The organism is Formosa bonchosmolovskayae (assembly GCF_051016085.1).
In the GTDB taxonomy this organism is placed as follows: Bacteria; Bacteroidota; Bacteroidia; order Flavobacteriales; family Flavobacteriaceae; genus Formosa.
Genome location: NZ_CP174605.1, coordinates 3,925,601 through 3,940,660 on the forward strand (window position 1 = coordinate 3,925,601; position 15,060 = coordinate 3,940,660).

At 33.8% G+C, this 15,060-nt stretch carries 14 protein-coding genes; 4 read left to right on the forward strand and 10 right to left on the reverse strand.

Annotation, left to right across the window (positions count from 1 at the left end):
• Nucleotides 1-37: 37 nt before the first annotated feature.
• On the reverse strand, nt 38-451 hold the full coding sequence (locus tag ACKC83_RS16870) for a YeeE/YedE family protein (protein WP_414035052.1): 414 nt from the start codon (nt 449-451) through the stop codon (nt 38-40).
• A 4-nt stretch (nt 452-455) separates the two neighbouring features.
• Complete coding sequence (locus ACKC83_RS16875; protein WP_434036435.1) at nt 456-1,010, reverse strand: YeeE/YedE family protein; 555 nt, start codon at nt 1,008-1,010, stop codon at nt 456-458.
• Nucleotides 1,011-1,209: 199 nt separating this feature from the next.
• Between ACKC83_RS16875 and ACKC83_RS16880 the strand changes: the two genes are divergently transcribed.
• Nucleotides 1,210-2,553, forward strand: coding sequence for a serine hydrolase domain-containing protein (locus tag ACKC83_RS16880; protein WP_434036436.1), 1,344 nt, complete (start codon nt 1,210-1,212; stop codon nt 2,551-2,553).
• Nucleotides 2,554-2,613: 60 nt separating this feature from the next.
• Here the strand turns inward: ACKC83_RS16880 and ribH are convergent, their stop codons facing one another.
• A complete protein-coding gene (gene ribH / locus ACKC83_RS16885; RefSeq protein ID WP_414035055.1) occupies nt 2,614-3,099 on the reverse strand; it encodes a 6,7-dimethyl-8-ribityllumazine synthase in 486 nt (161 codons plus the stop codon).
• 7 nt (nt 3,100-3,106) lie between these two features.
• Entirely contained in the window at nt 3,107-3,895 is a 789-nt protein-coding gene (locus ACKC83_RS16890; RefSeq protein ID WP_414035056.1) for a tetratricopeptide repeat protein, read from the reverse strand.
• A 129-nt stretch (nt 3,896-4,024) separates the two neighbouring features.
• Between ACKC83_RS16890 and recF the strand changes: the two genes are divergently transcribed.
• Genes recF through ACKC83_RS16905 form a run of 3 tightly spaced genes read left to right on the forward strand, consistent with a single transcriptional unit; the run spans nt 4,025 to nt 5,834 of the window.
• On the forward strand, nt 4,025-5,110 hold the full coding sequence (gene recF, locus ACKC83_RS16895; RefSeq protein WP_434036437.1) for a DNA replication/repair protein RecF: 1,086 nt from the start codon (nt 4,025-4,027) through the stop codon (nt 5,108-5,110).
• Nucleotides 5,111-5,121: 11 nt separating this feature from the next.
• The gene (locus tag ACKC83_RS16900; RefSeq protein ID WP_434036438.1) at nt 5,122-5,535 is read left to right on the forward strand and encodes a lipocalin family protein; all 414 of its coding nucleotides are present in this window, start codon (nt 5,122-5,124) and stop codon (nt 5,533-5,535) included.
• Between the two features lie 2 nt (nt 5,536-5,537).
• Nucleotides 5,538-5,834 carry a DUF721 domain-containing protein gene (locus ACKC83_RS16905; RefSeq protein WP_414035059.1) on the forward strand — a complete coding sequence of 99 codons (297 nt, stop codon included), beginning with the start codon at nt 5,538-5,540 and terminating at the stop codon, nt 5,832-5,834.
• Nucleotides 5,835-6,001: 167 nt separating this feature from the next.
• Here ACKC83_RS16905 and ACKC83_RS16910 read toward each other — a convergent pair whose 3' ends face one another.
• The 6 genes from ACKC83_RS16910 to ACKC83_RS16935 all read right to left on the reverse strand — a co-directional run bounded on the left by ACKC83_RS16910 (nt 6,002) and on the right by ACKC83_RS16935 (nt 15,035).
• The gene (locus ACKC83_RS16910; protein WP_434036439.1) at nt 6,002-7,096 is read right to left on the reverse strand and encodes a type I phosphomannose isomerase catalytic subunit; all 1,095 of its coding nucleotides are present in this window, start codon (nt 7,094-7,096) and stop codon (nt 6,002-6,004) included.
• Between the two features lie 80 nt (nt 7,097-7,176).
• Nucleotides 7,177-8,439, reverse strand: a complete 1,263-nt coding sequence (locus ACKC83_RS16915) for an NRAMP family divalent metal transporter (RefSeq protein ID WP_434036440.1) — start codon at nt 8,437-8,439, stop codon at nt 7,177-7,179.
• Nucleotides 8,440-8,755: 316 nt separating this feature from the next.
• The gene (locus tag ACKC83_RS16920) at nt 8,756-9,463 is read right to left on the reverse strand and encodes a FadR/GntR family transcriptional regulator (RefSeq protein ID WP_414035062.1); all 708 of its coding nucleotides are present in this window, start codon (nt 9,461-9,463) and stop codon (nt 8,756-8,758) included.
• Nucleotides 9,464-9,679: 216 nt separating this feature from the next.
• The gene (locus ACKC83_RS16925) at nt 9,680-11,296 is read right to left on the reverse strand and encodes a RagB/SusD family nutrient uptake outer membrane protein (protein WP_434036441.1); all 1,617 of its coding nucleotides are present in this window, start codon (nt 11,294-11,296) and stop codon (nt 9,680-9,682) included.
• A gap of 11 nt (nt 11,297-11,307) precedes the next feature.
• A complete protein-coding gene (locus ACKC83_RS16930) occupies nt 11,308-14,316 on the reverse strand; it encodes a SusC/RagA family TonB-linked outer membrane protein (protein ID WP_414035064.1) in 3,009 nt (1,002 codons plus the stop codon).
• 632 nt (nt 14,317-14,948) lie between these two features.
• Nucleotides 14,949-15,035 (reverse strand): hypothetical protein, encoded by an 87-nt coding sequence (locus ACKC83_RS16935; protein WP_434037796.1) that lies wholly within the window; start codon nt 15,033-15,035, stop codon nt 14,949-14,951.
• Nucleotides 15,036-15,060 lie beyond the last annotated feature (25 nt).

Genomic DNA, 15,060 nt, shown 5'->3' on the forward strand with positions numbered 1-15,060 from the left:
TAAGACGACAAACAACTTAATTTGTTACAACACCTTTTTAATGAGGCAACTTATCCCTTAACAAGCCATAAATAAATGTTCCTGCAACTGCCGATATCAATACAATAAGAACCGGAATATAACCTGCACCTACCAATACAAAAATAGGTCCTGGACAAGCACCTGCAAGCGCCCAACCTAATCCGAATATAATACCACCAATTAGATATCTTGAAACCGATTTTTCTTTATCTGCTATAACTATCGGTTCGCCACTAAATGTTTTAATATTGAATCGTTTTATAAGTTGCACAAATAAAATTCCGAATACCAAAGCCGTACCAATTATACCATACATATGGAACGATTCAAACCTAAACATCTCATAAATACGAAACCAAGATGCAGCTTCAGATTTATACATAACCACACCAAAAACTAATCCTAAAAGGATATATAATACTTTTTTCATCTTCTTAAAATATAAATGGGAATAACACATGAACCATAAATAAACCTCCAATAAAGAAGCCTATAACCGCTATTAAAGACGGTAATTGTAAATTACTTAATCCGGAAATAGCATGTCCAGAAGTACAACCTCCTGCATACCGCGCTCCAAATCCAATTAAAAGGCCTCCAGAAATTAAAATCAGCCATGTTTTAACCTCCGATAAAGCTTCAAGAGCATAAATTTCGTTTGGCAAATAACTGTTCACAGTAGAAAAATTTAAATCTTGTAGTGCCAACTTTGTAGATGCACTAATCTCTGGCATATCGCCACTAGATAAATAATGAGAGGCCACATAGCCACCCAGCATAGCACCGATAACTATAAATAAATTCCAACTGTCTTTTTTCCAATTGTAATTAAAAAACGAGCTGTATTTACCGCCACCACAAATACTGCAAAATGCACGAAGGTTAGAAGACATTCCAAAACCTTTGCCTAAAAGCAAGAGCACGAACATAAATAGTGCAATTAAAAACCCTGAAATAAACCAATGCCACGGTTGAAAAATAAAATCCATATTTAATTATTTATTGATTAAACCGCAAGGAAACTTAATAATCTCCGTTACGAATAGACAAATATAGGCGTAACATAGAGGTTTCATTGTAACATAGGTTACACCTTATTACTAGAATATTTTAAATTATTTCCATTCTCGGTATCGCTAAAAAGCAATAATTCTATTAAATTGCTAACTCGCAAACACATAGATCTGTATGAAAAAATTAATTACCATTCTTAGCCTATTAATTCTGATGTGCTTAGTCGGTGTAATTTACTTAAATTACCCAAAATTAAATTTTATCACTGGATTTTCCTCTAAAAGTGTGTGTTCTTGTACCTTTTTAGCCGACAGATCTTTAGCGTCTATAGAAGCACAAGACAACGACTTCTCTCCTATTAATTTGGCAACAAACACCATAGATTTCGAGAACAAATCTGTAACCTCTACCGTATTCGGATTAAAGGCGAGAACAGCCGTTTACAAAGAAGGATTAGGATGTATTTTAATTCCAGAAGGATTAGACCACACCACGCTGACCGTTAAACCCAACAGAAACAAAACGCCTAAAAATCTACCATTCCCATATGGCAATTTGCCTCAGAAAGATACCGTATTTTCTAATATTGATTACACTATTTTAGATGAAGCCATAACCAACGCTTTCGACATAAGCGATGAAAAATTAAAGCGCACCCGAGCCGTAGTTGTAGTTTACAAAGACCAAATTATTGCTGAAAAATATGCCGACGATTTTAATAAAGACACTAAAATTTTAGGTTGGTCTATGACGAAAAGCATCACCAGTGCAATGGTGGGAATTCTAGAAAAACAAGGTCGCGTGAATACCAATCAATCACATCTGTTCCCTGAATGGGAAAACGACGACAGAGCAAATATTACACTAAATAATCTCTTACAAATGAATAGTGGTTTGGCTTGGGAAGAAGACTACGGAAACATTTCTGATGTGACTAAAATGTTGTTTTTAAAGGCCGATATGCCCAAAATTCCAAGAGAAAAAACATTAGCAGACGTACCTGATCAAAGTTGGAATTATTCCTCTGGAACTACAAACCTTATCTCTGGATTTATCAGAAATCAATTTAAAACAGATCAAAATTATTTAGATTTTTGGTACACCGAATTAATAGATAAAATAGGAATGCATTCTATGACTATAGAAACCGATTTAAAAGGTCATTTTATAGGATCTTCCTACGGTTGGGCCACCGCAAGAGATTGGAGCAAATTCGGATTATTATACTTACATAATGGTAATTGGAATGGTGAACAAATTTTAACTAAAGACTGGGTAGCCTATACCAAAACCCCAACAAATACATCGGACGGGATTTATGGTGCACAATTTTGGTTAAATGCTGGCGGACGTTATCCAGATGTTCCTAAAGACTTATTTTCTTGTAACGGATACCAAGGTCAGCAAGTAAGTATTATTCCTTCTAAGGACATTGTAATTGTACGCTTCGGACTAGTAGAGGACCCGCTGTTTAGCTACAACACCTTTCTTTCTGAAATTCTTTCCGCTATAAACTAAAAAACTCCCAACCAAGGTTGAGAGTTTTATATCGTATAAAATTTTATAATTATATGGAAACTACGAATTGTTACGTAAGTCTGCCATTTTAATTGCCGCTACTGCCGCTTCTGTACCTTTATTACCGTGAATACCACCAGAACGATCTATAGACTGTTGTTGATTATTATCGGTTAATACACAGAAAATAACAGGAACATCGTTAATTACATTCAAGTCTTTAATACCTTGAGTGACACCTTCGCAAACAAAATCGAAATGTTTTGTTTCGCCTTGAATCACACAACCAATAGCTATTACGGCATCTACCATTTGTTCTTGCATTTTTTTACTTCCGTAAATCAATTCAAAACTTCCTGGTACATTCCAACGCTTAATATTACTTGGATCTACACCGTTTTCAATTAGTGCGTTGTAAGCACCATTGTAAAGACCTTCGGTAATGGTATCGTTCCATTCAGAAACAACAATCCCAAACCGAAAGTTGCTCGCGTCTGGGATTGTTGTTTTATCGTATTCTGATAAATTATGATTAGCTGTTGCCATCTTTATTTTATTTGCTTGCTAAAACTTCAGCTTTTCCTATAAAAACATCTACAGTTGTTGCCTCAGTTGAAGACGGATAATCGTTTTTAATTGTTTTAAAATATTTCAAAGCATCAGAGGCTTTTCCTAATTCTAAAGCAATTAATCCCGCTTTATTTAAATACATTGGTGTTGTAAATTCGTTTGTACGAAGATCAGCCGCTTGCTTGTAGTAATCTAAAGCATCCTCTAATTGATTTAATTGTACAAATGCATCTCCAATTGCCCCTTTAGCGATAGGTGCTAAAGCTTCATCTTCACTAGAAAAATCACCTAAATATTCAATCGCTTTACTATAATCTTTTAAATTTAAGTAAGCCATTCCTGCATAATACTCAGCTATATTCGCCGCTGGCGTTCCACTGTGGTTTTCAATGATATCTAACATACCATATTTACCTTCTCCACCATTTAAGGCTAATGTATAAAGAGAATCTTTTTCGGTCCCGTTAACAGCTTGATTAAAGTAAATTTTAGCCTGAGACATATCGTTCATTGCTTCGCTCTCTTTTGGTTGCGCTACAAATTCGTTGTATCCTAAATATCCTAAAACAAGTGCCGCAACTACACCTATAATTACAAAAATATATTTTTGATTGTTAGCTACCCAATCCTCAGTTTTAGAAGCCGTTTCGTCTAACGTGTTAAAAACTTCTGCTGTTGTTGAACTTTCTTCAACGTTTTCAAAATTTTCAATGTCGTTGTCTACTTCTGATTTTTCGGTTGGTTTGTAACCTCTCTTTTTATAAGTTGCCATAAATTCTATATTATTCCGCGCAAAAATAAAATATTTCTGCAGAAATAAAAGGTTATTTATTTGTTATTTTTCAATAATTTGCGAGTCCTTCTAATAGCAGATTTCAAATAAACGCACATTATCTCTTTTATGATTCTAAAATCCTTATCTCTAATTAATTACAAAAATTTTGAAAGTGAATCTTTTGAATTCGACGACAAAATAAATTGCTTTGTGGGACAAAATGGAGTAGGAAAAACGAACATTTTAGACGCAATTTATCATTTATCCTTCGGAAAAAGTTATTTCAACCCCGTTGCATCGCAAAATATTAGACATAATGAAGATTTTTTTGTGGTTCATGGTGATTTTGAAAAACATGATGCGCTTGAAAAAATTGTGGTGAGTTTAAAAAGCGGACAGAAAAAAGTAATTAAACGCAATGCAAAAGCCTACGAAAAATTTAGCGACCATATCGGTTTTATACCCTTGGTTATTATTTCGCCTGCAGACCGTGACTTAATTATTGAAGGTAGTGAAACGCGACGAAAATTTTTAGATAGCGTAATCTCACAGAGTGATAAAAATTATTTAAACGACCTAATTAACTATAATAAAACGGTATCACAGCGCAACGCCTTATTAAAGTATTTTGCACTAAACCACACGTTTAATAAAGACACGTTAGACGTTTATAATGAACAATTAAATGACTTAGGGGCACTTATTTTTGAAAAAAGAAAAGCGTTTTTAGACGTTTTCGTCCCTATTTTTAAATCCCGTCATAAAGTTATTAGTAACAATCAGGAGCCTGTAGAATTAAACTATAAAAGTGATTTGTTCGATGGTGATTTAAAACAACTTTTGGAGCAGAATTTAGCGAAAGATAGAGCTGTACAATACACCTCAACCGGAGTGCATAAAGACGATTTGTTATTTGAAATTGATGGGCATCCGATTAAAAAATTTGGAAGTCAAGGACAACAAAAATCCTTTCTAATCGCTTTAAAATTAGCACAGTTCGATTTTATTAAAGCGCAAAGTGGCGTAAATCCAATTTTACTATTAGATGATATATTCGATAAACTAGACGAACAACGCGTAGGACAAATTATTAAATTAGTAGACGACTCTAATTTTGGTCAGTTATTTATTAGCGATACACATGCAGACCGTACGGAAAATGCTGTAAAACAAGTACATCAATCCTACCAAATTTTTAATATTGGAGCATAAAACAAGATCTTATGAAACAACTTATTGTATTTTTTAGCCTTATTATACTTACGAGCTGTGCTAACAAACCAGAAATAGAACTTTCAAATTTAAACGGTTATTGGGAAATTGAAGAGGTTATTTTAGCCGACGGCACTTCTCATATCTATAAAATAAATGAAACTGTAGATTTTATTGCATTAAATGACAGCCTATCGGGATACAGACAAAAAATGAAAACCGATGCCGACAATACCTTTACGCCAGTAACCACGAAGGAACAGCTAAAAGTAATCACTGAAAACGACAGTTTAAAAGTGCATTATCACACCCCATTTTCAGATTGGAAAGAAACCATAATTGAATTAAATAACGATCGTTTTAAAGTCGTTAATCAACATCAAAACGTATATATTTACAAACGTTATATTCCTTTAAATTTATAATTATGGCAAAAAGAAACAACGAAAATCTAAGTATATCAGACGTTTTAAAAGAGTTTGTAGAAACCAATAAGCTAGAAAAAGGTTTGGACAAAGTAAACGTGCGCGAGGCTTGGACATCTCTTATGGGAAATGGCGTTAACAACTACACCACAGAAATAAGTTTAGAACGAGATACCTTATACGTGCAATTAAGCTCTAGCGTTTTACGCGAAGAATTAAGCTACGGAAAAGAAAAAATAATAACAATGATTAATGAGGAATTGGGTAAAGATGTCGTTAAGAAATTAATACTTAGATAAAACCTAAATTCAAGCCTCTATTAGATTGCCTTTGTCTTAAAAGTAAAGCTTAAAAAATCTGTAAAAAAGGTGCTTACAAACAAAAGGACACTATTTATCATGAGATAAATAGTGTCCTTTTTATTTAAAATACAGCCAAATAAACCCGGTTTAAAACCCATGTTTGATTAATTTGGAGGATAGCAAAGTAATATTTTTGATGGTTCTTTAGACACAAACGTAATTTCTGAAATCGCCGCAGAAATAAAAATCTCATCCCCTTGACTAAACGTGTATTCTTTGTCATTACATAGCATTGTACCTTCTCCAGAGTAAATTACTGCTGCATAAAACGTTGAATTACCTTTAATGGTATGCGAGCCATCCAATAACAATTCGCTCAAACCAAAACAATTGGTATGTTTCTTATTGAATAATGTTCTTAAAGTAAACTCCTTGGAACTGTCAAGCACTTCTGGCGTAATTTTCCAAGCCTCTAACGCTTCATCTAATGTATAATTGTCGTAATGAAAACATTCTAACATTTTCTCTTCACCAACACCCTGATGAATAAGTTCTGGTCCGATGGTTAAACCATTTGGCGTTGTTTTCTCGACACGCATGGTATAATCTGTCGGCTCCTGAACTTCCATTAAAAAGCATCCACTACCAATAGCATGAGGCACACCGCCATAAATCATGAAAGCATCTCCTGGTTTTACCTCAATTTTATGAAGACAATCTAACATCCCTTGAATATTTTGATTCTCGAAATGCAAACGCCATTCTTCTCGGGTTACATGTTTTTTAAAGCCCATATAAACAACAGGCTTTTCTCCGTCGATCTCGCGCGTATTTAATACATACCAAGATTCTGTTTTTCCAAATTCGGAATTAAAAACAGTTCTGGCGTAGTCTTTATCGGGATGCACCTGAACAGTTAAACGTTCCTTAGAATCTAACATTTTAATAAGTACTCCTGTCGTTCCAAATTTATCTGCTAATGCTTTACCTAAATATAACTCTACATTAGAGTTAATTAATTCCTTTAAGGCAATGGTTCCATCTTTGGTTTCTATAAGCGATAAACCTTCGTCTTCTGGCCTATTATTTCCACGCGCTGTAACGGTAGACATAATCCATTCTTCTGGCATTGCACCATCTACTTCTGGAGATGTCTTTTTCCATCTATCAATTAAAGCACCACCTTCATACGTTCTCCAAACTCTATTCTGAAGTTGTTTTAAAGGTATATATGCGTATTTTTCTAAATCTTTATTCATGTTCTCGTGATTTTATTATTCGTATGCTTGTCCTGTAAAAGGTGCGTTTTAAACTAAAATTACACCTGTCTCTTTACAAATTAAATGCCTGTTTTAATAAAAACTAAAAAGCCATTAAGCGCTACGTACAACATATAAAAGTTGAAAATCAATGTAGCTCCTAAAGCGATATTTATCCACAGACTGGTTTTATAGGTTTTCATGACGTCTTTTCTATTTAATAAGATTATTAAAAACAATGTTATTAACGGCATAATAAACGGACTTAAAGCTTGAGAGGCAATTAAAATCCAAACGGGTTTTCCTCCAAAAAATGGCACTATAATACCGGTTAAAGCGACTATCACCACTAAAAATTTAAACAGTGGTTTTTTCATATCGCGCTCGGTATTCGTATAATCTGCAATTAACCAAGGAAACAATAAAAGGTTCGGGAATATTGACGATAATCCTGCTCCAATTATTCCTAAAGTAAATAATGTTAAGGCAAAATCTCCAGCCCATGGTCCTAAAGCACTCATCATATCTGTAGCATCTACAACTTTAATACCTTGAAAGTATAAGGTTCCTGTAGCACTAATCATTATGGCCAAACTAATTAAAAATGTTAAAACCATAGACGACATTGCATCTCTATTTTCTGTTTTTAAATGCTCAATTCCCCACTTTTGCTCTTGCACCAAAATGCTTCGAGACGCCAAACACACACCTGCCATTGTGGTTCCAACAATTCCAGCAATTACAAGTCCAGAATTATCACCTTGCGGTAATTCTGGAAAAAAATCACCTAAATTGGTTCCCGTTTCTTTAACCACCATAATACTCGTTGCTATAAAAGAAAGAGCCATAAAACCTACCATCGCACTCATGGCTTTAATAAAATTCTCATGCTTCCCTGTCCAAAACAAAGCAACCAAAAGGCATGTAAAGAAAATAGCGACTATTGGCGCATTAAGAAATGAAATCGAAGTTCTTACCGAAATCCATTCCATGGCGACTTCTGCCACTACGCCCATAACTCCAATAACGGAGGATACAATAGAGACCAACAAGGCGGTAATTATAAAAATAGTTACAGGTTTCCCAAAGGCCTCTTTAAAATTATACATTAATGTATTTCCAGAGACAATGGTTAATTTACTAATTGAAACAAGTAAAAAATAGGTAAAAAAACAAGAAAGCAGTAAGGCCCAAGACAGACTTAATCCGTAATTCGCTCCGGAAACAACCATAGAGGTTACACTTCCCGTACCTACAACATAACCTATTATAAAAAAGGCAGGGCCGAAATTTTTTAATCCTTTTTGAAACCTACCTAAGAGGGATACTTTTTCTGTTGACATATAATTTGGTTATTTTTAATTTTAGAATGTTTGTTTGGAACAATTATAATTCTCTATATCACTAAACGTCAACCGTATAAAACCCAAATTTAAAACGTCCTAATACTCGGACTATTTGAGGCAAGAATTACGCGATCTTTTGAATATTTTTTTAGCAAAAAGAAGTCATAATGAACCTCTCAAATTTAGGAAATAAATCACAAAAAGAGACTATAGAATATGCTAAAGGCATCATAAAATAAGGGATTTATTGAGGGTTTAGAAGAGTGCAACATAAAAAAAGGGAAACCGTATAAAATTAAGTTTCCCTTTGTTATTATTTTTCAAAATTATCACAGAATGCAATCAGCATTTCAAAATGCACTTTCATGACTTTTACCGCGAGTTCGGTGTCTTGAATTTTAATGGCGTGATAAATTGCTTCGTGATTCTGCAATTCTTTAAGACGCTCGTCTGCACCACAAACGCGCGTATCTTCTAAAACAGAAATAATTTTAGGTGTTATTTGAAGCATTAAAGCATTAATTGTACTATTACCGCTAGCTTTTGCAATAGCTAAATGAAATAGTAAATCTTCTTCTAAAGCATCTTCGCGATTTAAAACTTTAACTTTATAATTATTAAGCGCTGTTTCTATATTCTCTAAATCTTCTTCGGTTCTTCGAATGGTAGCTAAACATGCTGTTTTAGTTTCCAACATTAAGCGCGTTTCTACTAAAGATTTAAAATCTTGTTTATCTAATGCAATAATATCTTCAATAATACCATTTAAGGCCGTTATACCAATATTTTCTACAAATGTTCCAGATTGTGGTACTGATTTTAGAACTCCGTAGAATTCTAATTTTTCTATAGCCTCACCAACATGCCGTCTACTAACATTAAATTTCTCTGATAATACACGTTGTGAAGGTAATTTATCTCCTAATTCTAGATTTTTTAAGTTGATAAAATCTTTAATTTGGGATATAATAATATTTTGAATTTCTGTGTTATCTTTTATTTTGGCTGTTTCATATTTCATTATAATGAGTCTGACTAATTAAATATTTAATCATGGTTTTTAGATTAGTTCGTTTGATAAAAAAATAAATAGAAGTAAAATAAACCGTTAGAACTATAATTTTACAAGGTTTAACTCTAAAAAAAATACTGGCCTAAAACCTTAGACCAGTATTTAATAAAACTAATTTAAATTATATCTAATGTTTAAATTCTATGTCTAATATCGTTGATATAATTAGTATCCAGGATTCTGAACTAAGTTTGGATTTATTATAATCTCATCAAAAGGGATTGGTAATAAAGCATCACGACTAGCGTCGAAAGACTTAGGTCCAGGTCCAACTCCAGATTCTGTAGAAACTTCAGACTCTAAACCGTTAGGTCCGAATACATCGTAAGGTGCATTCCACATTTCTCTTCTTGTAATATCGTACCATCTCTTGAATTCAAAAGCAAGTTCTAATCTACGTTCTTCTAAAACGATAAATCTAAATTCGTCTTTAGACGTTCCAGAAACATCTGCAGGAGATGCACTAGCAACAAAACCATTTGTTACTCCACCTCTTCTTGCTCTTTCTCTAACTCTGTTTAATAAATCTTCTGCTTCAGTAGTTTGTCCAAGTTCGTTAGCCGCTTCTGCAGCGATTAAAATAACTTCGGCATAACGCATTAAACAGTAGTTTGATTGTGCCCCTCTACCATTTGTTTCAGATACTGGTGCTTTACTTGCCATACGTGTATATTTTGCAATATGCGGACGGTTAACACTTAAAGATGCACCTGATTCTACGTAGTTTGTATACGGAATACGAGTTCCTCCTGTTCCATCAGGGTTTGCATTAAGAACCATAGTATCATCAAAAGAAACTGCTCTTCTGTAATCATTCTCATCCCAAGTTGTATATACTTTAAGTGCAGGAACCTGAACAGACCAACCTGCTTCAGAGATTTCTGGTAAGTATTGCGAATCTGATCTACTACCCGTCATTGGTTCTTGGTAATTTCTACCTTGGTCACCATTTGTAATACCTGTAAAATCTAATACAAATATTGGCTCTAAAGAATTGTCTATTTTAACAGCATCGTATAAATCTTGGAAATCTGGTTCTAACCCTAAGTTATAAGTTCCTTCATTATTGATAACATCTTTAGCTTCGTCGTAAGCTAATTGCCAATTCTCTAATGTTAAATGCACTGATGCTAAATACGCACCCGCTGCAGATTTAGCAGGTAAAGCTCTTGTAGGTTGTGTATTTGGTAACCATTCTTTAGCGTATTCGAAATCTGCAATGATGCTTTCATAAACATCGGCTGCAGGCGTTCTAGGAGCAGTTACAGCGTCTATTGTAGCTGTATTCTCGTCGATATAAGGAATATCTCCAAATAATCTTACTAAGTGGTAGTAAGCAAATCCTCTAGCAAAACGTGCTCTAGCAATAACTTCGTTTTTCGTATTATCATCTACTTCTGAAAGACCAGCACCATATCTAATTCCATCATTTGCAGAACGAATAATTTGGTACACTTTTGGCCAGAAACCATTGTTACCCATAATTAAAGCGTTGTTAGAAGATACGGTGAAGTTATCCATATCTGTTCTTTCTGCATTCCCTGTTCTGCCAATAGCGGTCATATCACTTCTAAATTCAAGTGCCTGAGCCATTTCTCTTGATAAAAAGTTTCTATGATGCATATGTGTGTAAGCTCCAGAAACAAATCCTTCTACCTGAGATAACGTTGGATTAGCTAAAAATTCATCAGGTTGCAATTCTGTAATTGGATTCTCCTCTAAATCGGAACATCCTAATATTGATAGCCCTAATAAGACTACTATAAACTTATATGTTTTCATATTTGTTTTTTTTAAAATTTTAAATTAAGACTTAAACTAAAAGATCTAATTGTTGGATAGTTACCAAAGTCATGACCTTGAACTGCATTAGTTGTAGCAGTTGTACTACCTCCAAAGTAACTTGCTTCTGGATCTAAACCAGAGTACTTAGTAAAAGTTAATAAGTTTTGCCCACTAACAGCTAATCTTAAGTTATCCATCCCGATTTTTTCAACTATATCTTGTGGGAAAGTATACCCGATAGATAAGTTTTTTAATCTTACATAACTTCCGTCTTCAACGAAACGAGAAGAAATTTCTCTATCTCTTGTTTTGTTAGAAGGTAAGTTAGATGAAGTATTTTCTGGTGTCCATGCATTTAACACATCTGTAAGTGCATTAGAATCTCCATTATATAATTGAACATTTGTAAGGTTTAAGATTTCTCCTCCGTAAGACCCTTGGAAGAAGATATTTAAATCTATGTTTTTATATCTAAATGTGTTTGTAAATCCGAAGTTCCAATCTGGATTAGGATCTCCAATAATTTGCTCATCATTAGTATCGATAATACCATCTCCATTAATATCTTGGAATAATGGATCTCCTGCTGCTTGGTAAGAACCTTTTAAAGCAGAACCTTCTGGCACATCTCCTCCTTGATAAACTCCAGTGTATTCATGTCCCCAGAACATTCCAACAGGCTCACCTTCTCTTAAGATGTACGTGTCTTTACCTGAAAAGTATCCAGGAGCTGCTCCATCAATAATATCTGCACCGTTAAATAAGCTTATCACTTCTGTCTTGTTAGTAGACCAGTTAAAATCTGTGCTCCAAGTAAAGTCGTCTGTAACTATGTTTCTTGTACTTAACACAACTTCAAAACCTCTGTTGTTAATTTCCCCAACATTTTGGAATACTCTTAAGTTAGTTGCTCCTGTGTAAGAAGGAATAGTTGATACTTCTAATAATAGATCTTTAGTATCTATATTATAGTAGTCGAAAGAGAAATTAATTCTATTGTTATACATACCTAAATCTAAACCAATGTTTGTTTGGTAAGATGTTTCCCATACTAAATCTGGGTTAGCTTCTTGAGACACTGAAAATGAAGGTGCCGCATCTACTTCTGTTCCTTCAGTAATTGCTAATAAAGATAATGACTGATAAGGAGAAATTGCTTGGTTACCAGTTAAACCATAACTCGCTCTTAATTTAAGACTAGAAATTGAGTTACTATCTTTTAAGAAGTTTTCGTTAGAGATTTTCCAACCTAAAGCTCCAGAAGGGAATATTGCATATTTATTATTTTCAGCAAAGTTAGAAGCTCCATCACGTCTTACTGTAGCTGTAACTAAATACTTATCATCCCAGTCGTAGTTTAATCTACCAAATTGTGATTGAATTTCAGACTCGGACCATGAAGATGTAATTTTTCTATTTTGAATCGTACCTGCACCTAAATTATACCAAAGGAAATCGTCTGATAATAAATCTTGCGTACTTGCAGAGAATCTTTCGTTAGTTACTTTTTGGTAAGAATAACCTGCTAATGCAGATAATTGTCCTTTTCCAATTTCAAGATTATAAGATAAGTAGTTTTCACTTAAAATATTTGTTCTTTTTAAAGTTGCAATACTTGCTCCTCCAGTAGATAATTGGAATGTTTGAGGTTTAAAGTACCCTACATTTTCGTTTGTTGTACTAAAACCAAAAGTAGATTTAAAATTTAAATTTTCTAAGATATCGTAACTTGCATATAAGTTAGATCTAAAAGCATCAGACTTCGTTTCGTTTACAATTTTATTAGCAACTGCCCATGGGTTTTCAATACCATCTCCTACAGAGTTTTGTGTAAAGTTACCGTTAGCATCGTATATCCCTCTATCTGGCGTAAATCTCATTGCAAGCGACACAACGTCGTCTCCACCTCCATTTACACTAGCAATAGCATCTTCCCCTGAAGATTGTGTAGAGATACCATCTTTTGTACTTCTGTTTCCAAAAAGGTTCATTCCTAAAGTTAACTTATCAGTAATTTTTGCATCTACGTTAGATAAGAATGTGAATTTTTCGAATCCAGAGTTAACAATAATACCATCTTGAGTAAAGTAGTTTACAGAAGAGTAAAAGTTGATTTTTTCACTACCACCAGAAAATGAAGCCTGACTGTTAGAGATATTACCAGTTGTGTAAATTTCATCTTGCCAATCTGTGTTTTCAGTACCTTGAACATATCCAGGGTTGAAAGATTGTTGGTATTGAGCAAATTGATCTGCATCTAATAAGTCTAATCGATTAGATGTGTTCTGAATAGAATATGTTGTATTAACTTCTACATTTAATCTACCAGATTTACCTTTTTTAGTAGTTACTAAAATAACCCCTCCAGATCCTCTAGATCCGTAGATAGCTGTTGCAGATGCATCCTTTAAAACTTCCATAGAAGCGATATCGTCTGCTTGTGGCATAGAAGCCCCAACAAAACCATCTACTACTATAAGAGGATCACTACTAGCTCCGATAGAAGAATTACCCCTAACTTTAATAGCAATAGGAGCTCCTGGTTCACCTCCGTTATTAGACTGTACAACAACACCTGCTGCACGTCCTTGAAGTGCTTGTTCTGCATTAGACGTTGGGTATGCTGTTAACTCGTCTGTTTTAACTGAAGATACAGACCCTGTGATATCACTCTTTTTACGAGTACCATACCCAACAACAACAACTTCGTCAAGTTCGCTTGCATCTTCTTGCAATACTACGTTAAGATTTGTTTGATTAGTAATTTTAACAGATTGTGTAACATATCCTAAATAAGAAAATTGTAAAATATCACCGGATTTTACAGATAATTCAAAATTCCCATCAAAGTCGGTAGCGGCTCCTGTAGTAGTACCCTCAACGACAACGTTAACGCCTGGGACGGGCATGTTTCCAGAATCAGTTACAGTACCGGATAACTGATATCCGTCCTGTGCAAATAATGATAGATTGAAAATCAATCCCAACATTAAAATTAGTTTAGTTCTTAATTTCATTTGTAATTTGTTTTGGTTAATAAATAAATTATTAAATTTTGGTTTACCAAACTGGCTATTTACACTGGTTTACCAGTTTGACAGTGCTAATATATGTTATTAAAATGTTAAATGCACGAAAAATTGTCGAAATAATAAAAATTATTAAAAAAAATAATTGAATCGATAATTAAACAGCGTAATAATTACCATAATACACAGTACTAAAAACTCACAGCACCTCTAAAACCTCAATAAATACCGAGAACCCTAATAAATCAAACGTTTTCGAGAAGATTTAGAGCCAATAATTTTGTCACATTTTAGGGTAAATTTACTCCTCATTTTAAGTCTAAAAAGAGTCTCTTTTTTCAAGAAAAATAAAACAGATATTTTTTACAAAAAAAGTCAAATTTCGACCTTTATAAACCTAAATATCACGTACATGACTCGTTTTTTTTAAGATAATTAACAATAATGTAGAATTCACAGCAACGTAAATACGATATCGATGAGGTTAAAAACGCTCCATTAATTCTTCAGGAACGTGCAGTTTAATCTCCAATTAAGTACACTCCAATATAAAAAACCCCTAACAGATTTATAATTAAATCTATTAGGGGTTACATATTAACTGAATGTTTTAAGCTCCTTTATATAGCAGCACCTTCCAACACTTTAAACTTATGAGCCTTATCTCTAAAGATAAACGGCACAGCCAAAACATTATATTCGGGCACAAAATTAGATAAAGTCGCCGCACTT